This is a genomic window from Bacillus sp. TH13, assembly GCF_016651175.1.
GTDB lineage: Bacteria > Bacillota > Bacilli > Bacillales > Bacillaceae_G > Bacillus_A > Bacillus_A thuringiensis_S.
Window position 1 is genome coordinate 3,764,399 of sequence record NZ_JAEKEJ010000025.1, and the last position, 18,459, is coordinate 3,782,857.

Consider the following 18,459-nt stretch of genomic DNA (forward strand, 5'->3'; position numbering starts at 1 on the left):
AGTGCTCTTTTTTAATACAGGATTTTCCAATCTTGTTATTGAATATAAATTGAAAATAAGAAAGAAGGTTGAAAAATGACAACAATCTATTTCGTTCGCCATGCCCATTCTACCTATACAAAAGAAGAACGGGAGCGACCTTTATCTGAAAAAGGGTACTTAGATGCAGAGAATGTAACACGCTTATTAAAAGATAAACATATTGAGGTTGTGATTTCTAGCCCGTATAAAAGAGCAATCCAAACTGTACAAGGAATTGCGCATACATATAAATTATCAATACAAACAGAAGAAGATTTGCGTGAAAGATTATTGAGCACAGAGCCGGTATCAAATTTTAATGATGCTATGCAGAATGTGTGGGAAGATTGGAGTTTTGCATACGAAGGCGGAGAATCGAATGATGTCGCACAAAGGCGCGCTGTAATATGTATGCAAAATATATTAAAACAATATGAAGGTAAGAATATTGTAATAGGTACGCATGGAAATATTATGGTATTACTCATGAATTATTTTAATTCGAAATATGACTTTGAGTTTTGGAAAACACTTCATATGCCTGATGTGTATCAATTAAATTTTGATAAAAATCGTTTCATTTCTGCTGAAAGAATAGAGAAAACAGGTCATCGGTTAAATATTTTGTAAAAGTTTATCAAAAAAAGAGGAAAGAGAGAAGTTATTGTAGAAGTATGACTTTGTAACATAAAAAATATATGTTAAAGGAGGCTGTTTACATGTTTGAGAAAGAGAAAGAAGGGCTTATTGAAGTTCAAAACGTATATGAAATTGCACCAGAAGATGGAACAATTATTGGTATGGCAACGGAAGAAGAAATGGAAATTGCTGCTGAACTAGAGTTACAGTACTATGCCCATTCTCGTTTGTTAGAAGCAAATATTCAGTTAGACGGTTCCTCCTACAAAGAGTTACTTCAGGAGTTCCAGGAGTACGAAAGAAAATCAATGAGCTTTTGGCGAGCGATACATAAACGTTTAGCTGTGCCATGGGCGTGGGTACTACGTATTGATGTTGCGAATGGCCCTATATATGTAAGTAATGGAAGTTCATATTACGAAGAAATCGATGATGAAGAAGATTATGAATAGATAAGTAAGGAAGCAGCTTTAGTTGCTTCCTTTTTTTATTTGTAAGAAATGAATTGCCTCAATAATAATATCTGGTCGATCATTTTCTATACCGTGACTAGCATGTTCGGCAAGAATATATTGGTTGTTAGTTGAGAGGTGTAATTGTTCGTGAATTAGTTCTTGCCACATTGCTTCAAGTTGTGTTGCTTCCTCTTTTGGCATGCCGCCATTAGTCAATTGAGTAATAGAATATTGAGGATCTCTACCGATAACGATTAATGGTATTTCTAATGTTTTACATAGCTCTTTTAGTGAGAGAGCACAGTTTTTCCACTCCGATAGTTCAGAAGCTGTCGCTTTATATAATGAAGGCGAGGTAGAGAATTCAATTTGCTGTTTTGATTGATCGGTGAGAATAGGTTTTAGTTCATTATAAAGTGTGTCTACATCCATTTTGGAATATATATTATATTTTTGAAACCAAACATCATCAGAATCAGTTTGATCAGAAATTGGTAAATGAAGTTCATCTAAACGGTGTAAGTTCATCGAAGTAGAATCAACTAAAATAAGTGCTTGCAGCTTATCTTCATGTAACATCGCAAAATGTTGTGCACATAATCCTCCATAGGAATGACCGATTAGAATAAGTGGCTCTTGAATAGCTAGTTTGTTTATTAACATATATAGCTCTTTTGTAACTTGCCTTATTGTACGCGGCTGATTGCCTAAATCACTTTTTCCGTAACCTGGGCGATGGTATGAAACGACTGTAAAGTGCTCTGAAAGCTTTTCTATAATAGGAAACCAATCATAAAATGAGCAACTCATTCCGGTTTGAATGACTACAGTTTGTTTACCACTTCCTTTTATATGTACTTCTATATTTCGCCCCATTATTTCTACAAATTTATGAATGTTAATTCCTCCTAAGCTTGAAATAATTTTTGAAAAGCAAAAACGATACACCAAACACCTATACCGAGTAAGACAGAGGTACTAAGTGTAAATGAATTTTTCAAACCAATATAGACGATAAATAATAGTAGTGCTGATGCGGGGAATCCATATAATACCCCTAAAGCAAATTGACTCAATTCTTGTTTATTTCCGCCTTCGAATGAAATCCAAAATAGACTAAGTAAACTCACGAGAGGAAGGGCAGCAATAAAGCCACCTATCGTACTGTAGTGTTTAGCGACTTCAGTGATAACGCCGATAATAAGTGCCGAAACGATTACTTTAACGAGGAAATGCATATTTTGCCTCCTTCGCTAATAACGAAAATGCTTTTTCAATTAATTGTTGTTCTTCTTTTGATAACTGTGATTCTAATATTTTTATCTTTTCTTTATCTAGTAAAGTATGTTTTTCTAATACTTCAATTCCTTCAATTGTTAATGTAAGGTTTACCACTCTTTCATCTTTTTTATTTCTCTCTTTAACGATGAACCCCTTTTGAATAAGGCGCTTTATATGTTCAGATGCTGTGTTATGAGAAAGGCTAAGCTCAGTAGCGACTTTTCCAATTGTTATATCTTTCTCACGAGAAACGATTTGTAAAATACGAATTGCTTGGTGGGAAAGATTGTCCTCGTATTCGTATCGTAAGTGATAATAAATGCTCTCCCAATGTTGATTAATGTTGTTCATAATAATAAATCCCCTTTTTTATATCGTATAGTAAGATATATTCGTTGTTTTAGAAATAAAATCCTTTTATTTGGATAAAAAATGTTGAAAAAGTTTATTTTTATTGAAATATAAGGTAATCTATGTGTAAAGGTATACATTTAGCAAGAGAGAGGATGATAGTTGTGAATACATTCAAATGGATGAGTCATGAACAGATGTATGTAGATGAAATACATGTTGAAAAATGTGGTCCTCTTTCAGTCGGCGTATATGGGGGAAATCAAGAAAGTGATGCATATGAACGAGGAGATGCGGTACTTGCTTGGTGGGACCCTGAATTACAATTTGAATTTGTTATGATTTTTGATACACACCACAAAACAAAAAATATTGATTATATAATAGAAGCGATTTCAGAAAGAAAAGAGAAATTAAAAGAGTTATTTTCCTATCCAATACATTTAGCTTTTCATCATACACATATGTACTTATTAGCGTTATTTACAGATGAGTTATTTATTAAAAAGTGTGATCAAGATGATGAGGAACTCGCTTGCTTAATTTGTTTACGAAAAGGCGAATTTTTATATTGGTTATCAGTTGGTGATTGTTTCGCGTATTTATTCCATTCTGAGAAAACGAAAAATGGAAAAGGACGATTAAATAAACGGAAAAATTACGAATATATTGGCAGGAAAAATATTTTTGCAGCAAATACACCTTGCTTTACGTCAGGTGTAAGAGGATTAGAAAAAGGAATGAATCACATTGTAATGGCAACGGACGGTATTTTAGAGTGTGACAAACGAAGGTTTGATGATGATCAATCTTTAGTAGAAATATTACACGACGGAAATAGCTTGCAGATTGAGCCCGTATTAACAAATGTACTGCAGTGGAAAGGTAGAGACTGTGCCACGATTATTGGATGGTCTATTGATACTGATAATAAACAATGTGCTAATTAATATAAAAGGAGTTCAAGGTTTTTATCCTTGAACTCCTTTTTGTTAAGCAATATGGATGTGATATGTTTTCAACCATTCATTTACTTGTAGCATATACTCCATGGCACTTCTTGCTTCAAAATTGTTAATCACTTTATTACTTTGATCAGCAATTGAAAGTAAGATGGAATGGTTAATAAGTGAGAAAATAGGATTGTTTTTATTGTTACACATATCAAGTGTTAAATTACGGATTGTTTGTAAGTAGTGTGGATCTTGTGAAGTTGGATAAGCGCTTTTTCTTCTATTGCGTACATCGTCAGGTAAAGCTGGTTGTAGTGCTCTACGTAAAATGCCTTTTTCAATATTATCAATACTTTTTATGTTGAAAGGAACATTCCATAAATATTCAACTAATCTATAATCGCAAAACGGTACACGAACTTCAAATCCAACAGCCATACTCATACGATCTTTACGGTCAAGTAAGAAAGGAAGGAATCTTGTTAAAAATAAATAAAACATTTGACGTTGTTTCGCGGATTTTTTACTTTCGCCTTCAAGAGTAGGTACTTCAAGTATCGCTTCTTGGAATCGTGTATCAATATAGTCTTCTAGATTACATTGGTTACTTACTTCATTTAGTAGAAGAGGAGATGTATTTTTCCAATTTGTTAGCCAAGGAAACTTATCTACATATAGTAGTTCTTCTTGATGAAACCAAGGATATCCACCGAATACTTCATCAGCCGATTCGCCGGATAAAGCTACGGTCGCATCTTTTTTCATTTCGCAAAATAGTAAATATAGTGAAGTTTCCATTTCACCAGCACTCGGTAAATCTTTTGCATGAAGGGGAACGAATAAGTGATTTGCTAATTCTTCAGCATTCACAATAATATCATGATGCGCTGTCCCGACATGTTCAGAAACGCGTTTTACCCAAGGAGCGTCTAAACCAGTGCGAGCAAATGTCAGTTCGAAATCTTTTGCGCTATTTACAAAGTCAACAGAATACGTATGAAGTGTTTTATTTTCAGCAGCAAATTCTTTACCCGCAAGTGCAGTAATACCGCTAGAGTCTAATCCGCCTGATAACATACAAACGAGAGGAACATCGGCAATTAATTGTCTTTTTACTGTATCTTGTAAAATAGATAAAATATGCGAAGATGTATCTTCTATAGAGTCTGTATGGAACTTACTTTCTAAATTCCAATACTTAGTAACTACTTTTTTATGACGTGTAAATGTTATAGAATGTCCAGCACGTACTTCTTGAATATGTTTAAAGACGCCACATCCTGGAGTGCGAAATAAGCCTAATCCAAATATTTCATTTATTCCATTCGCATCAATTTCAGCAGGGACAGATGGATGCGCTAATAATGCTTTAATTTCAGAGCCGAAAATAATACTGCCATTTCTTTCTGTAAAAAAGAGTGGTTTTACACCTAAATGATCTCGTGCTAAAAACAATTGTTGCTTCTGATCATCCCATAAGGCAAAAGCGAAAATTCCGTTTAAATGTCGTACGCAGTCTTCTTTCCATTCTAAATAAGCATGTAGTAATACTTCTGTATCTGAATGGGTTTCAAATGCATGCCCACATTTTTGAAGCTGCTCTCTCAGTTCACGGAAATTATAAATTTCTCCATTATAAGTAAGAGCATACGTATAATCACCAGCACGAAATGTCTTAGGCTGTGTCCCGCCTTCTGGATCAATTACAATTAAACGCCGGTGTGCAAAGGCCGCATGAGGTGAAAACCAAAATCCTTCAGCATCCGGACCACGATGCTCAATACTATTTGCCATCTTTTTTAAAATAACATGTTGATTTGAAAGGTCTTCCTTCCAATCTACCCAACCTGTAATTCCACACATACACATCTCATCTCCTAATTTTTAAAATAGATTAATGAAATAAAATGTACACTAAATTAAAGAGTGACTATATAAATAGTGTACTACATGAATTAAATTACAGACTTGAGAAAGTTTTCTTTGAATGCATAGTTATGTGAGAAAATGGCTAAGGGAAAGTATTCCATTACATACAAAAAATAAAAAAGATGAGAGAAAAAATTTTCTCAGACGTTATATAGGGTGTAAAAGCTTTTACAAAACAATAAGGGGAATCGCTACATGAAATCAAATGAGAAAAATTTTATAAAAAGATTACAGCGGCAAAAAGAAGACGCGTTAGAATTCGTTGTCGATACATACTTACCACTCATAAAGGGGATCACGCATAAAGTTCTACTTCCCATTCAAAATGATGGACTCATAGAGGAATGTATAAACGATATATTTCTTTCCATTTGGAATAACGCAAATAAATTCCATGGAGAGCCGAGTGATTTTAAAAAGTGGATTGCAGCGATTGCGAAGTTTAAAGCAATTGATTATTACCGGAAATCGACTAAAACAGTAGAAATCATTTCAGATGAGTTTCATATCAGTACAGAAAAATCAGCAGAAGACGAATTAATCGTTATGGAAGATAGGGAAGAATTATTGAAGCTCATTAATCAATTAGAACCGCTAGATCAAAAGGTGTTCATTATGAAATATTTACTTGGTATGAAGACAGAGGAAATAGGTGACAAGTTAGGATTAACTCGGGCAGCAATTGATAATCGAGTGTACCGGGGGAAAAAGAAACTACAACAAAATGCTACGAATATTAGTTTTGGAGGTAGTGCAATATGAAAGACATTTATGAACTATTAAATGATATTGATATAGATGAAAAAGAACTAGAAGAAATTGAGGCTTCTGAAATTGAAAAGGAAAAAGTAAAACGAAATGTAAAACAATCGATACGTACGAAGAAAAAGATGAAAAGTTGGAAAAAAGGTGTCGCTGCTGCATCAATTTTAGTAGGGTTATCGGTTGCAACTCTTGGTATCGGTTTTCCTACATATGCCGGGGGATTGCCAATTGTAGGTGACATATTCCGATTTTTAGATAATGGTAGAACGGGGTTATATGAAAATTATAAGGAATTTTCGACTGAGTTGAATATGACAAAAGAGAGTAATGGGGTTAAGGTTACAATTAATGATGCTGTATTCGATGGTAGAACAATTACAATTACATATTCTATTGAGAGCGAAAAAGATTTAGGAGAGAAACCGTTCCCATTTGGAAGTCCGCAAGTTATGGGCTTTGATGGCGGAGGAGGTAGTTCGAACGTTACAAAAGTTGGAGAGGGAAAATATGTAGGTATGACTACGATGAGTGGTCATGGTAGTGAAAGGTTAGATGTCGCAAATGTTTGGTGGGATATAGAGGCAATTGAGTTGGATTATGAAGGTAATGTAATAAAGGGAAACTGGAATTTCGCACTTAGTTTAAAAGCAATGGATAGTAAGGAAGTAAAAGTTAATGGGGTTTCTGAAAATGAATTAATAAAAGTAAATATAGACAAAATGGAAGTAACCCCGATGTCATATATCGTTTTTTTCAATCAGGAAGAATCTAAGGCATTAAGAAGTATATGGGATAGTGCGGATGTTGAGTTAGAAATAAAAGATGATTTAGGAAATCATTATGCTGGTGAAGGAAATGGCGGAAGTAGTACAGTAGCGGAGCCACATAAAAGTAGTTGGAGTACTACATTCAAAAAATTAAACGAAAATGCAACAAAACTTATCGTTACACCTCGCGTACACTTGCGGGTTCATACACCTGAAAATCATGGTGGAGTGGAGTATGTGAATGGAAAAGAGAAGAAAATTGAAGTGCCGAAAAAAGAAGCGAAGAGTAAAGATATTGTTCTAGATGATATCGTAATTGATTTAAAGAAATAGAAGAGAGACTGCCTAAAAACATTAGGCAGTCTTTTTTTTCGCTAAAAACTAGTTACGAGTAAAGCATGTGGATGCTGCGTTTTATACTCATCTTTCCACGGAATGTTTAGTTGTTCCCACGATTCGCCGCTATCATTGGATTGAAACACGCCGTTGTTATTTAACGTGTAAAACGTATGTGGTTCTGCCTTGTTTGTCGCAAACATCGAAATGACTGTACCGATTGCGGATGGTAGTCCTTGTTGTACTTGCTGGAAAGGAGTATCTTTCGTTTTTCGATAAATATAAGATTCATAAGGAATATGGTGATGAGCGAGATCAGCACTCGGTGCAGCTGAAACGAGAATCGTATTGCAATCAGCGGGATCGATAGCCATGCTGTATAAATAATGATGTTCAAGTCCTTCACTGCATGAAATCCAGCTGTTTCCATTGTTATAACTTTCAAGATATGCACGATCAGGTCCGCCCATAAATCCGTCACCACATGATGCATAAAGGCGATTTGGTGCTTCAGGGTGCATAAGTAATTGATGAGCATCGATAGGGGCACCGAATTTTTTATCGATCCATGTATGCCCTTTATCATTACTTTGAATAACAGCACCAGCTTCGATTGAAACGTGTATTGTATTAGGGTTGTTTGGATCAACTGTAATCCAGCGTACGTGATGGGTAAAAGGTCTAGGCGGAAATGCCCACGTATAAGAAGATAATAATGATTTCATATTTTTAAGTTCAGTCCACGTTTCACCACCATTTTCAGAGCGGAATAAAGCGCTCGGTTCTGTGCCGACATAAACGACACCATATCCGTTAAATTGTTCATTTGAGCTTATTGTTATGGAAGTGATAGAGGAGTGCAAAATACCATCTTCTTTAGGAAAATCAAAGTAACGATAAGAATCTCCAATTGGTCTCCATGAATCCCCGCTATCGTCACTTAACCATAGACCTCGTCCAAATGTTCCGCAATATACACGATTTTTTTGAAATGGATCAACAGCGATACAGGTAGGTTGCATATTTTGTAAGTGGTAAGTCGTTTCATAGTCATCATATTGTTCTTTCACTACAACAAGTTCACGTTCCATACAGAGAAATAAACGTTTCATTTTAGTAACCTCCTTAAAAATTCTTTCATTAGTAAACAATATGAAAATAAAAAAGAAGTAGTCTTGTTTTATTTGAGAAAAAGGGATTGTTTAAAAAGAAGCGAAGTGTGTATACAGAGGAAGCGGGCGTTTACAATCAGTCAATTCGGGATAAAGATGGGGAGTTTGTTTCATACTAACATACAGATATTGTACTTAAAGGAGTATTCGTATGGGACATTCGCATGATCATGGTCATTCAAAAAATAAAAAGGCGTTACTAATTGCCTTCCTACTAACAACAAGTTTTATGATTGCAGAAGTTGTTGGTGGATTTGTAACAAATAGCTTAGCACTATTATCTGACGCGGGGCATATGTTAAGTGATGCGGTATCTTTAGCCTTAAGTTTACTTGCGTTTAAGCTCGGAGAAAAAACAGCAACAACTGCGAAAACATATGGATATAAGCGAGTCGAAATGTTAGCAGCATTATGTAACGGTGTCGTTCTTATTGTCATTTCGGTATACATTTTTATTGAAGCAATCCGTCGTTTTAAAGAACCAGTTGAGATTGCTAGTAATGTGATGCTCATTATTGCTGTACTTGGTTTGCTCGTTAATATTTTATCAGCTTGGATATTAATGAGAGGCGGAGATGTGAAAGGTAATTTGAATTTAAGAAGTGCTTTCCTGCACGTACTAGGCGATCTATTAGGATCCGTCGGAGCGATTATTGCAGCGCTATGTATTAAATTTTTCGGATGGACTGCTGCAGATGCGATTGCTAGTATTCTTGTGTCTATTTTAGTCATTATTAGTGGATGGCGTGTAACACGTGATACGGTTCATATATTAATGGAAGGTGCACCACAGCACATAAATGTTGAAGAGGTAAAAAGTACGTTATTAAATATTTCGATTGTAAAAGAAGTTCATGATTTGCACATATGGTCTGTCACATCGGATTTTCAAGTATTAACATGTCATCTTATTATTAAAGGGAATGAAACGCAAAGTGTATTAAAAGAGGCTACGGATGTATTAAAGGAGAAATTTCATGTAGAACATGTCACCATTCAAGTAGAGATAGATGGTGAATTTAATCATAGTGAGACAACTTGCAAAGTATGAAAGAAAAAGGATTAGAAAAAGTGTCATAACATTTTTCGCATGGCATACATATATATAATGTGGCCACAAATACTTTGTAAGGTAAATATTTCATAAGATTACTTTACTTATTAAGAATCATCTTTTATAATCAAAAGTGGTAATTGATAAAGATTATCATTTTCAATGATCGTAGAAAGGAGTTTTTTAAAAGATGAGTAGTCAACTCCGTTTTGCTGTTGAAAATCGTAAGAGGCATTTAATTGATGAGTTAATTGGAGCAGGGGTGTTTAAAGTTCGCGACCGACAATTATACGAGCTGTCTTTAGAGGAATTAGAAAAAGAGTATGAAGATATTGAGGATTACGCAAATATTCAGGCATAGCATATAGATTAGTAAATAAGGAGCTGGTTACACTGTTGTGTAGCCAGCTTTATTATTTTATAGAAATCATTTTTTGTATTTCTTTCATGGGACGGAGCCAGTTTTGAGACATCATTTGTTCCATTTGTTTTTCATCTTGTTTTTGTAGCGCTTGAATAATAGAGTGATGTTCTTTAATAGATTGACTTGCAGGCACAAAGTTTTGGAAAAACAAATATTCAAGTCGTAAAACATGAAGCTGCATATTTTCTAGAAAAGGTTCAATATATCGGTTTTTAGCAATAGAAGTAATGGTATTGTGAAATTGTATATCTAGTTCTAAAGCTTGTTTTGAGTTTTTTTCCTCTATAGAGCGCTGAAAATCATCATTTATTACAGAAAGTAGCTTAATATCACTTTCTGTAATGTTTTGAAGTGCTTGCTTTCCTATAATAGAGTGAAGACCAGCCATCGTTTGATAAATGATAGGTATGTCGTCTAACTTAATAGGAGCAATTTTTGTTTTTTGCCCAGGTACCATTTCCACTAATCCAGAAAGCTCTAATATTTGAAGTGCTTCTCTTACAGGTGTTCTACTTACCCCTAGTGCTTCAGCCAATTCCCCATCATTAATTTTTTCATCAGGTTGCAGTACACCTTCAACAATCCAATCTTGTAGTTGATTTAAAACGAGTGATTTTGCCGAAACTCTTCCTTGTTTTTTATAATTTTGAGGGATAGGCATAGTGAATTCAAACCTTTCATTGTATATTTTTCTTTTTCTCATGAACAAGATTTAATTTTGGTTTCCCTTCATCCGGTTTTTGGCTTAAGATGAGCACCATTACAATGACACAAAAAGCACCTAATAACTGAAAAGATTGAAACGGTATGTGTAATATAAGTACAGAAGAAATAATAGCTGCGAGTGGTTCTGTACAACCGAATAATGTCGTTTCTTTCGGAGTCAGGTATCGTATGCTGTCTAAGTATAAATAAAAGGCAATAAGTGTCCCGAAAATGACGACAAATGTGATGAGCGGTAGGGTACTTAGTTTTACATATTTCATAGTTGATAATAAAATGAATTCGTTTGTAGAAATAAAGTGTACAATCGTTACACCAATACCCCCAATAATCATGCCCCATCCAACGATAACAGAGGAAGACCATTTTTCTAACAATTCCTTTGAATATAAACTATAAAAAGCGAGAGATAATCCAGATAAAATACCCCAAATAATAGCTGGTGTAGAAACTGCCAAGTTATGCACAGACCCGTTTGTTAGTAAGAGGAAAGTGCCTACTAATGAAAGGGTAATTGAAATAAAATCAATTTTTGATGGACGAACGTTCCATTTGAAAAGTAAGTATACAGTGATGAATATAGGAGCTAAATATTGTAATAATGTTGCCACGGCGGCATTTCCTTCTTTAATTGAAGCGAAATACGTATACTGTACAGCAAGCATACCGAATAGACCAAACAAAATCATTTTAATAGCATCAGATTTTTGTTTCCAAATGCTAAATATCTCTTTTTTTCTTGTTCCGAATGAGGAAATAATGAGCAAAATAATTCCAGATATAAGTAAACGGATCGTAACTAACCATTCGGTTGAAACATTGCCATATTGAAAAAGTTGTTGTGCAGCTGTACCAGACAAGCCCCATAAACAAGTACCGATTATGACCATTATAATTCCTTTTAATCGATTTGAATCCATATGATCTAAAATTCTCCTTTCTAAAAATACAAATTGAATACAATATGCAATATATCACAGAATAACTTATCAATAAACTAAAATTTCTAATTAAAAGATTTTTTATGTATAGTAAAATATTGTAGAGGAGGGGGAGGATATGTTAGCAGGATTTTTAGTTTGTTTATTTGTAGGGTTACTTATCATTTTTTTAGGGTATCAAATACATGTGAAAAAGAGGTTGTTTTTGTTAGCAGGATATCAGGAAGAAACGTTTGTTGGAGATAAAAATAAATTAACGAAGCTTTCAGGAGTATTTTCTTATATAGTTGGAGTTGCTACTATAATATTACCGCTTGGCTTAGAAAAAATAGGTGATGTAGTTGGTATCGTATATGCTATATTAATTGTTTTAGGTACAGTTGTATTTATAATTAAAGCAAACCTATTAAATAAGAGTGCTATAAAATAAAAAGGCTTCATTCTACTGAAGCCTTTTATTAATTATTATGAAGTATAAGTAAAAGCCGGAATAGGATCAATAAATGTATTCCACTTTTGTTCCATTTCCTTTTCTGTTAATAGACAATCATCTAATGATTGTTCAATCACAGAACGATTCATATCAATACCGATAAATACGAGTTCGGTTAGTCGATCCCCATATTGTTTATCCCAGTTTTTCAATACTTCTGGTTCTTCTGTAATCATTTGATTTCTTTCAGTTTCAGGTAATGCGGCTATCCATTCACCGGCTCCTTGAATTGTAATAGAGGAACCTGCTTGAGATAGAAGCCCTATCATATTATTACGAGATGCGAGCCAGAAGAATCCTTTCGCTCTTACAACATCTAAAGGCCATTTTTCTAGCCAATTCATAAGGCGCTCGGGATGGAAAGGATATTTGCGACGGTAAACAAAGGAATTGATACCGTATTCTTCCGTTTCCGGTGTATGATGTTCACTATTTAATTCTTGTATCCAGCCGGCCGATTGACTGGCTTTTTCATAATTAAATAGATTTGTGTTTAAAATTTCTTGTAATGGTACTTTGCTAAACGAAGATTCAAGAACTTTTGCATTAGGATTTAATTTTTTTAGTAAATGATGAAGCTCTATCACATCTTCTTTTTCTAGCAAATCTATCTTATTAAGAATAATTACGTTTGCAAACTCAATTTGATCTATTAATAAATCAATAACTTCCCGGGTATCATTTTCATCGATTGCTTGTTTTCGGTCTAATAAACTTTCTCCGTCTGCAAAATCATCCCAAAATCTATTTGCATCTACAACTGTAACCATCGTATCGAGGCGGCAATTTTTCGTTAAATCAATGTTAAGAACTTCGTCTGTATAAGTAAACGTTTGAGCAACTGGAATAGGCTCACTTATACCAGAAGATTCAATAATAATATAGTCAATATCACCATTTTCAACAAGACGATTCACTTCTATCATTAAATCTTCTCGTAGTGTACAACAAATACAGCCATTTTGAATTTCTACTAGTTTTTCCTCCGTACGTGAAAAACCACCCTTTTTTATAAGAGATGCATCAATGTTTACTTCGCTCATATCATTAACGATAACAGCTACTTTTAAGTTATTCTTATTAGTTAAAATGTGATGTAGTAAGGTAGTTTTTCCAGATCCTAAAAAACCACTTAATACAGTGATAGGTACTTTTTTCATGAAATGATCTCTCCTTTAAATCGTAATGATTACGTTTTATATTAAACGAAGGGAAAAGAAAAATCAATAATAAATCATAATGATTACGATTTAAGAATAGAAATAGACTATAAAATTTGTGCTGTAGTATGAAGCATTTGGACAAGCACATGTTTACATATAAATAAAATGGAGGCGAGAAGCTTGGTTTTTAATAGAGTTTCAAAAGAATTAGTAGGCATAGCTCTTATCGCTATGTTTCTCTTTTTGTTGTTTTTTGTAGATTTTACAAGTCTAGTAAATTTGCACAAAAATATACCGCAGGAATGGCTGAATGTGAATACGGTATTTTTAAGTATCATTTTTGAAGCAATACCTTTTATTTTATTAGGGGTAATTGTTTCTTCATGTATTCAAGTGTTTGTGACGGAAGATATGATTCAAAAAGTAATGCCAAAATCTCCGATTGTTGCAATGATTCCAGCAGTATTTGTGGGAGTTCTTTTTCCAATGTGTGAATGTGTCATTATACCAATTGTAAGAAGGCTCATTCAAAAGGGGTTACCACTTCATGTAGGCATTGTTATTTTAATGAGTGCACTCATTATGAATCCAGTTGTCCTTTTATCTACTGTATATGCGTTTCCAAAAAATGATTACGTTGTATATGCACGCTTTGGGATAACAATTTTAGTTGCTCTATTCATAGGTCTAATTGTGTATTATTGCTATCGCGAAAGAAATGTTTTAAAAGATGTAGAGGTTTCAGTTCAAACAAGAAAAAAAAGAGTTGGAAAGATGTTATGAATCACACTGTAGATGAGTTTTTTGATACTGGTAAGTATTTATTGATTGGTGCTTTTTTAGCAAGTGTATTTCAAATGTTTTTTGATCGGAATGTAAAGGATGTGACGGGTAATAAAGCAGTAGTGGCTCGATACGGTATAACTTGTTGTATTGCGGATGCATCAGTCTGGGGGATGATTGTTACCGGGCAAAATGTTGAAAAATTCCAGAAGAAACATGGGTGAAAATAACAGGATTATTAGATGAAACGACATATAAAGGAACAGTCTTTCCACTTGTAAAAGTAAACAAAATCGAGAAAATTGATAAGCCAACTGACCCATATGTATATGACGCTTTACCTCAATAGAAAAGAATAAATTCTTCATATTTTCATGAAATAGAATCATAATCATGACGATAAAAAAATAAAGATAAGAGTAATTTGGTTTGTTAAAAATATGTGCAGAAGGAGTTATGCGATGAACTGGGTTACTCATAAACCATCATTTGAATTTGAAACATTTAGTCCTATTATTCGGTCACAATCTGCTTGGAGTGGACATTTAGATTTTGCATATGACTTAGTACGATTTGAAAAACCAGAAACTTTAGTTGAGTTAGGTACACATTTAGGAGCCTCCTTTTTTAGTTTTTGCCAGGGAGTAAAAGATGGAGGGTTATCGACTAAATGCTTTGCAGTAGATACTTGGGCTGGAGATGGGCATACAGGTCCATATGGAGAAGGGGTTTTTCAAATAGTAGAGAAAGTAGTGAGCGATAACTACCTTAATATAGGAAATTTAATTCGATCTACTTTTGATGATGCTGTAGATCGGTTTCAAGATGAAACGATAAATCTTTTGCATATTGATGGCTATCATACGTATGAAGCTGTTTCTCACGATTATAATACATGGCTACCGAAAGTCGCGAAAAACGGTATTGTATTATTTCATGATATTGAAGTTAGAAGTAGTGATTTCGGCGTGTATAAGTTTTGGGATGAGGTAAAAGTGAATTACCCTCATTTTCAATTTGCGCATTCATATGGACTGGGAGTGTTATTTCCGAAGGGTTGTAATGATAAGTTTGAGGAAATACTTAAAAATAAAGAAGAAATACAAAATATGTATAAATAAAGATAGGGCATGCATCATTTTAATGATGTGTGTCCTATTTTTGTGTGGAAAATAATAGTGTGAATTAAAAAGTGAAGATAGTTGTAAAAAGTTTTGTTGCAGCAAATATTAAAAAAGTTAGTATGGGATTGTTCCTTGTAAATAAAGTGAAGCTTTAATACGTTCATATCAATTCGGAATTTTACAGTAGTTAATTTCTTACCTAAGTGCTTTGTACTTACTGAATTTTAAGGCGGGGGTCTTATTGGCCGAAAATATCGGGATAAATAAAAATACAACATTTTTTATATTTTTCATTGCGAAAAACGTAATCTACTTTTACAATAGAAAGGGTTGTGAATATATTATACTGGAAAAATAAATCGAAATAATATGAAAATTTTGTTTTGTCTTCGCTAATTGTATATTACATACATGTAAGACGACATACGTCATGTTATCGACTTGTAAGGAGAGAAAAAAATGAAAAGTGTAAGATTACCATCGATGCTAGAAATCATAGTTCTTTTATTACTATTTCTTGCTGTTGTCTTTTCCTTCCAAACGATTTTTGATCTCCCAATTCAATTAGCGCTATTTATTTCATGGTTTTTAGTAATTGCGCTTGGATTAAGATTAGGATTTCGTTATCAAGAATTGCAAGATGCAATTACGAAAGGGATTTCTAACGGATTAGAAGCAATACTGATTTTAGTTGCAGTAGGTGCTTTAATTGGAACGTGGATTGCTGGTGGGGTAGTACCAACATTAATCTATTATGGATTAGAATTTATTCACCCTAGCATATTCCTATTAGCAACATTAATTATTTGTTCTATAACTTCTATCGCAACAGGAACGTCTTGGGGAACAGTGGGAACAGCAGGTATTGCTATGATGGCGATTGGTGAAGGACTTGGTTTACCACTTCCGCTTGTTGCTGGTGCAGTTCTTTCAGGAGCTTATTTCGGCGACAAATTATCACCACTTTCTGATAGCACAGTTCTTGCAGCTTCTATGGCGAAAGTAGATGTTATTGCTCACGTTCGAGCTATGCTCGTATTAGATGTTCCGGCTTATATTATTACTAGTATTATGTTTACTGTAGCTGGTTGGATGTATGGCGGCGATAATGTAGATTTGAATCGAGTAGAATTTTTAAAAGAAGCTTTATTAAAGCAATTTGATATTAAAATATGGATGCTTGTTCCGGCGGTCATTGTTATCGTTCTATTAGCGATGAAGAAACCGTCTATGCCAACAATTGCAATGGGAGCTTTAATTGGTGCAATTTGGGCAACTCTTTTCCAAGGGATGAACTTTGGAGAGGCGATTGGAACAGCTTATAACGGATTCTCAATTCAATCTGGTGTTGAGTTTGTTGACAAGTTATTAAACCGTGGTGGAATTAACGGCATGCTTGGCTCAGTAGCTGTTATTATTTTCGGTTTAGGATTTGGTGGATTACTTGAAAAACTAGGTGTTTTAAAAGTAATCGTATCAAAATTTGAGAAGAAATTAAATTCTGCAGGTAATGTAACATTGTCTACATTAATCGTGGCATTCTTAGCTAATATATTTGGTTGTGCGATGTATGTATCACTAATTTTAACACCAAAAATTATGGAAGATAGCTATGATAAATTAAAAATAGACCGTCGTGTATTAGCGCGTAACTCAGAAGTAGGTGGAACGTTAACTTCAGGTATGGTTCCATGGTCTGATAATGGTATTTTTATGGCGGGTATTTTAGGTGTAGCAACGTTCTCATACGTTCCGTTTATGTGGTTAAGCTTCGTATCGTTAATTTTAGCAGTTATTTACGGATATACAGGCAAATTCATCTGGTATGTAGATGATGCAGATAAAGGAAAGCAAGCATCATAAAATAAAAATCACCTTCTACAATATGTAGAAGGTGATTTTTTTATTTTGTAATAGCATCTGCTGAAGTTATTTCATTCTCATATTTAGCAATTTTTTGTTGTATCTTTTTTAAGTTTTTTTCAGTGTCTTGGATGAGCTGTAAGACATTGGTCTCTTGTTGTTTCATTAATTCCAACCGTTGAAAGATGGTAGATTCTCCTTCCATAGACCAGTCGATAAATTGTTTTATTTTTTGAATAGGCATACCAGTGTTTTTTAAACACAAAATCATTTCTAAGTATTTGAGTGCTTCTTCATCAAAAACTCGATCTCCTTTTTCATTTCTTTGCAGAAAAGGGAACAGTCCTTGTTTATCGTAATAACGTATTTGAGAAATAGTTAAGTCTTGCATTTTGGCGACTTGCCCAATTGTATAATACATATCATTCATCCTTTTGTTACCAAGGTATAATGCCATTTTTATTTAGTATTTTACCATTATAGTTTGTTTCACTTAATGCATATTTAATAATAATTTTAGCACTTTCAATAGTTGTATGGCCACCAGGGGAATTTCCATTAAGATCAGTAGTTGTAAAACCAGGAGTTATCCCAAATACTTCTGGACCGTTAGTAGTAAATTCTTTACTAAAAGCTAATGTTAAAGCATTAATAGCAGTTTTGGAAGAATTATATCCTAGTGTATTGATTGGATGTGTTTCACCATTAGCAAACATTGTTAGTGAGGCCATGTCAGTTGTTACATTTATTATTTTACTGTTGCTTGAATTCTTTAATAATGGTAAAAAGGCTTGCATCATTTGGAAAGTTCCAAAAAAGTTAACTTCAAATCCTTGGCGTAAAGTTTCAATATTTAATTCACTAGGTAGCGTATTGAAGTCTAATGCAATGCCTGCGTTATTAATTAATAAATGTAAATGGTCAGTCGTTTCGTAAATTTTCTTTGTTGCTTCTTGAATGGATTGTGAATTTGAAATATCTACTTGAATATAGGAAACGTTTGAAACATTTAAAGATTCTACGGCTTGTTGTCCAAGTTGTTCATTACGAGCACCTAAAAATACGTGATAATCTTTTTCTGCTAATTGACGAACAAGTTCATATCCAATTCCTTTATTCGCACCTGTTATAAAAGCATATTTTTTCATATTGAATTCCTCCAGTAGTGTTATAGTAGGTTACAATGGAAAGGATACAGCCTAAACTTAAGTTTAGGTCAAGA

The 18,459-nt window shown here is 33.9% G+C and carries 20 protein-coding genes and 2 pseudogenes; 12 read left to right on the forward strand and 10 right to left on the reverse strand.

Annotation, left to right across the window (positions count from 1 at the left end):
- Positions 1-75: 75 nt before the first annotated feature.
- Together JFU02_RS27975 and JFU02_RS27980 are read left to right on the forward strand one after the other, a co-directional pair.
- Entirely contained in the window at positions 76-651 is a 576-nt protein-coding gene (locus tag JFU02_RS27975; RefSeq protein ID WP_061666829.1) for a histidine phosphatase family protein, read from the forward strand.
- An 89-nt stretch (positions 652-740) separates the two neighbouring features.
- Positions 741-1,112 (forward strand): hypothetical protein, encoded by a 372-nt coding sequence (locus JFU02_RS27980; RefSeq protein WP_000461779.1) that lies wholly within the window; start codon positions 741-743, stop codon positions 1,110-1,112.
- Between the two features lie 18 nt (positions 1,113-1,130).
- Here JFU02_RS27980 and JFU02_RS27985 read toward each other — a convergent pair whose 3' ends face one another.
- From JFU02_RS27985 to JFU02_RS27995, 3 genes are read right to left on the reverse strand one after another with little or no spacing between them, the layout of a single operon-like run.
- A complete protein-coding gene (locus tag JFU02_RS27985) occupies positions 1,131-2,063 on the reverse strand; it encodes an alpha/beta fold hydrolase (RefSeq protein WP_140337837.1) in 933 nt (310 codons plus the stop codon).
- Positions 2,024-2,353: a DUF3147 family protein gene (locus JFU02_RS27990; RefSeq protein ID WP_000545641.1), complete on the reverse strand. Its 330-nt coding sequence runs from the start codon at positions 2,351-2,353 to the stop codon at positions 2,024-2,026. The genes JFU02_RS27985 and JFU02_RS27990 overlap by 40 nt, the downstream gene beginning before the upstream one ends.
- A complete protein-coding gene (locus JFU02_RS27995) occupies positions 2,337-2,747 on the reverse strand; it encodes a MarR family winged helix-turn-helix transcriptional regulator (protein ID WP_001059785.1) in 411 nt (136 codons plus the stop codon). Before JFU02_RS27995 ends, JFU02_RS27990 begins: the two co-directional genes overlap by 17 nt.
- 122 nt (positions 2,748-2,869) lie before the next feature.
- Between JFU02_RS27995 and JFU02_RS28000 the strand changes: the two genes are divergently transcribed.
- Positions 2,870-3,697: a PP2C family serine/threonine-protein phosphatase gene (locus JFU02_RS28000; RefSeq protein WP_001999549.1), complete on the forward strand. Its 828-nt coding sequence runs from the start codon at positions 2,870-2,872 to the stop codon at positions 3,695-3,697.
- A 42-nt stretch (positions 3,698-3,739) separates the two neighbouring features.
- Here the strand turns inward: JFU02_RS28000 and asnB are convergent, their stop codons facing one another.
- On the reverse strand, positions 3,740-5,563 hold the full coding sequence (gene asnB, locus JFU02_RS28005; protein ID WP_000333936.1) for an asparagine synthase (glutamine-hydrolyzing): 1,824 nt from the start codon (positions 5,561-5,563) through the stop codon (positions 3,740-3,742).
- A 261-nt stretch (positions 5,564-5,824) separates the two neighbouring features.
- On the opposite strand from asnB, the gene JFU02_RS28010 reads away from it, so the two are divergent.
- Both JFU02_RS28010 and JFU02_RS28015 read left to right on the forward strand, forming a co-directional pair.
- Positions 5,825-6,391: a sigma-70 family RNA polymerase sigma factor gene (locus JFU02_RS28010; RefSeq protein WP_000840007.1), complete on the forward strand. Its 567-nt coding sequence runs from the start codon at positions 5,825-5,827 to the stop codon at positions 6,389-6,391.
- Complete coding sequence (locus JFU02_RS28015; RefSeq protein WP_061666823.1) at positions 6,388-7,494, forward strand: DUF4179 domain-containing protein; 1,107 nt, start codon at positions 6,388-6,390, stop codon at positions 7,492-7,494. Before JFU02_RS28010 ends, JFU02_RS28015 begins: the two co-directional genes overlap by 4 nt.
- 41 nt (positions 7,495-7,535) lie before the next feature.
- On the opposite strand, the gene JFU02_RS28020 is transcribed toward JFU02_RS28015, so the two are convergent.
- A complete protein-coding gene (locus JFU02_RS28020; RefSeq protein ID WP_000825314.1) occupies positions 7,536-8,609 on the reverse strand; it encodes a WD40/YVTN/BNR-like repeat-containing protein in 1,074 nt (357 codons plus the stop codon).
- Between the two features lie 211 nt (positions 8,610-8,820).
- Between JFU02_RS28020 and JFU02_RS28025 the strand changes: the two genes are divergently transcribed.
- Positions 8,821-9,720, forward strand: coding sequence for a cation diffusion facilitator family transporter (locus JFU02_RS28025; RefSeq protein ID WP_098285652.1), 900 nt, complete (start codon positions 8,821-8,823; stop codon positions 9,718-9,720).
- 193 nt (positions 9,721-9,913) lie between these two features.
- Positions 9,914-10,084 carry a Fur-regulated basic protein FbpA gene (gene fbpA, locus JFU02_RS28030; RefSeq protein ID WP_000098308.1) on the forward strand — a complete coding sequence of 57 codons (171 nt, stop codon included), beginning with the start codon at positions 9,914-9,916 and terminating at the stop codon, positions 10,082-10,084.
- A gap of 52 nt (positions 10,085-10,136) precedes the next feature.
- On the opposite strand, the gene JFU02_RS28035 is transcribed toward fbpA, so the two are convergent.
- Both JFU02_RS28035 and JFU02_RS28040 read right to left on the reverse strand, forming a co-directional pair.
- Entirely contained in the window at positions 10,137-10,808 is a 672-nt protein-coding gene (locus JFU02_RS28035; RefSeq protein WP_098285654.1) for a GntR family transcriptional regulator, read from the reverse strand.
- A 16-nt stretch (positions 10,809-10,824) separates the two neighbouring features.
- Positions 10,825-11,790 carry a DMT family transporter gene (locus JFU02_RS28040; RefSeq protein ID WP_098285651.1) on the reverse strand — a complete coding sequence of 322 codons (966 nt, stop codon included), beginning with the start codon at positions 11,788-11,790 and terminating at the stop codon, positions 10,825-10,827.
- Between the two features lie 139 nt (positions 11,791-11,929).
- On the opposite strand from JFU02_RS28040, the gene JFU02_RS28045 reads away from it, so the two are divergent.
- On the forward strand, positions 11,930-12,241 hold the full coding sequence (locus JFU02_RS28045) for a DUF3784 domain-containing protein (protein ID WP_098323880.1): 312 nt from the start codon (positions 11,930-11,932) through the stop codon (positions 12,239-12,241).
- Between the two features lie 35 nt (positions 12,242-12,276).
- On the opposite strand, the gene JFU02_RS28050 is transcribed toward JFU02_RS28045, so the two are convergent.
- A complete protein-coding gene (locus tag JFU02_RS28050) occupies positions 12,277-13,464 on the reverse strand; it encodes a GTP-binding protein (RefSeq protein ID WP_098323879.1) in 1,188 nt (395 codons plus the stop codon).
- Between the two features lie 183 nt (positions 13,465-13,647).
- Here JFU02_RS28050 and JFU02_RS28055 point away from each other — a divergent pair.
- The 4 genes and pseudogenes from JFU02_RS28055 to nhaC all read left to right on the forward strand — a co-directional run.
- Positions 13,648-14,384 (forward strand): annotated as a pseudogene (locus JFU02_RS28055) (permease); the annotation flags it as partial.
- A pseudogene (locus JFU02_RS32665) lies at positions 14,373-14,599 on the forward strand (TIGR03943 family putative permease subunit). The pseudogenes JFU02_RS28055 and JFU02_RS32665, both read left to right, overlap by 12 nt.
- Before the next feature lie 112 nt (positions 14,600-14,711).
- Positions 14,712-15,371, forward strand: a complete 660-nt coding sequence (locus tag JFU02_RS28065) for a class I SAM-dependent methyltransferase (protein WP_001104674.1) — start codon at positions 14,712-14,714, stop codon at positions 15,369-15,371.
- 462 nt (positions 15,372-15,833) lie between these two features.
- On the forward strand, positions 15,834-17,237 hold the full coding sequence (nhaC, locus tag JFU02_RS28070) for a Na+/H+ antiporter NhaC (RefSeq protein WP_000843992.1): 1,404 nt from the start codon (positions 15,834-15,836) through the stop codon (positions 17,235-17,237).
- A gap of 40 nt (positions 17,238-17,277) precedes the next feature.
- On the opposite strand, the gene JFU02_RS28075 is transcribed toward nhaC, so the two are convergent.
- Both JFU02_RS28075 and JFU02_RS28080 read right to left on the reverse strand, forming a co-directional pair.
- Entirely contained in the window at positions 17,278-17,658 is a 381-nt protein-coding gene (locus tag JFU02_RS28075; RefSeq protein ID WP_097960356.1) for a MerR family transcriptional regulator, read from the reverse strand.
- Positions 17,659-17,674: 16 nt separating this feature from the next.
- Positions 17,675-18,385, reverse strand: coding sequence for an SDR family NAD(P)-dependent oxidoreductase (locus tag JFU02_RS28080; protein WP_097960357.1), 711 nt, complete (start codon positions 18,383-18,385; stop codon positions 17,675-17,677).
- Positions 18,386-18,459: the final 74 nt, after the last annotated feature.

What these genes read in the sequence shown, in the direction of transcription:
- JFU02_RS27995 (WP_001059785.1), bottom strand. Translation starts at nt 2,747, where the DNA reads ATGAACAACATTAATCAACATTGGGAGAGCATTTATTATCACTTACGA.
- JFU02_RS28050 (WP_098323879.1), bottom strand. Translation starts at nt 13,464, where the DNA reads ATGAAAAAAGTACCTATCACTGTATTAAGTGGTTTTTTAGGATCTGGA.
- JFU02_RS28010 (WP_000840007.1), top strand. Translation starts at nt 5,825, where the DNA reads ATGAAATCAAATGAGAAAAATTTTATAAAAAGATTACAGCGGCAAAAA.
- nhaC (WP_000843992.1), top strand. Translation starts at nt 15,834, where the DNA reads ATGAAAAGTGTAAGATTACCATCGATGCTAGAAATCATAGTTCTTTTA.
- JFU02_RS27990 (WP_000545641.1), bottom strand. Translation starts at nt 2,353, where the DNA reads ATGCATTTCCTCGTTAAAGTAATCGTTTCGGCACTTATTATCGGCGTT.
- JFU02_RS28045 (WP_098323880.1), top strand. Translation starts at nt 11,930, where the DNA reads ATGTTAGCAGGATTTTTAGTTTGTTTATTTGTAGGGTTACTTATCATT.
- JFU02_RS28035 (WP_098285654.1), bottom strand. Translation starts at nt 10,808, where the DNA reads ATGCCTATCCCTCAAAATTATAAAAAACAAGGAAGAGTTTCGGCAAAA.
- JFU02_RS28015 (WP_061666823.1), top strand. Translation starts at nt 6,388, where the DNA reads ATGAAAGACATTTATGAACTATTAAATGATATTGATATAGATGAAAAA.
- JFU02_RS27975 (WP_061666829.1), top strand. Translation starts at nt 76, where the DNA reads ATGACAACAATCTATTTCGTTCGCCATGCCCATTCTACCTATACAAAA.
- asnB (WP_000333936.1), bottom strand. Translation starts at nt 5,563, where the DNA reads ATGTGTGGAATTACAGGTTGGGTAGATTGGAAGGAAGACCTTTCAAAT.
- JFU02_RS28075 (WP_097960356.1), bottom strand. Translation starts at nt 17,658, where the DNA reads ATGTATTATACAATTGGGCAAGTCGCCAAAATGCAAGACTTAACTATT.
- JFU02_RS28000 (WP_001999549.1), top strand. Translation starts at nt 2,870, where the DNA reads ATGTGTAAAGGTATACATTTAGCAAGAGAGAGGATGATAGTTGTGAAT.
- JFU02_RS28020 (WP_000825314.1), bottom strand. Translation starts at nt 8,609, where the DNA reads ATGAAACGTTTATTTCTCTGTATGGAACGTGAACTTGTTGTAGTGAAA.
- fbpA (WP_000098308.1), top strand. Translation starts at nt 9,914, where the DNA reads ATGAGTAGTCAACTCCGTTTTGCTGTTGAAAATCGTAAGAGGCATTTA.
- JFU02_RS28025 (WP_098285652.1), top strand. Translation starts at nt 8,821, where the DNA reads ATGGGACATTCGCATGATCATGGTCATTCAAAAAATAAAAAGGCGTTA.
- JFU02_RS28080 (WP_097960357.1), bottom strand. Translation starts at nt 18,385, where the DNA reads ATGAAAAAATATGCTTTTATAACAGGTGCGAATAAAGGAATTGGATAT.
- JFU02_RS28040 (WP_098285651.1), bottom strand. Translation starts at nt 11,790, where the DNA reads ATGGATTCAAATCGATTAAAAGGAATTATAATGGTCATAATCGGTACT.
- JFU02_RS27980 (WP_000461779.1), top strand. Translation starts at nt 741, where the DNA reads ATGTTTGAGAAAGAGAAAGAAGGGCTTATTGAAGTTCAAAACGTATAT.
- JFU02_RS28065 (WP_001104674.1), top strand. Translation starts at nt 14,712, where the DNA reads ATGAACTGGGTTACTCATAAACCATCATTTGAATTTGAAACATTTAGT.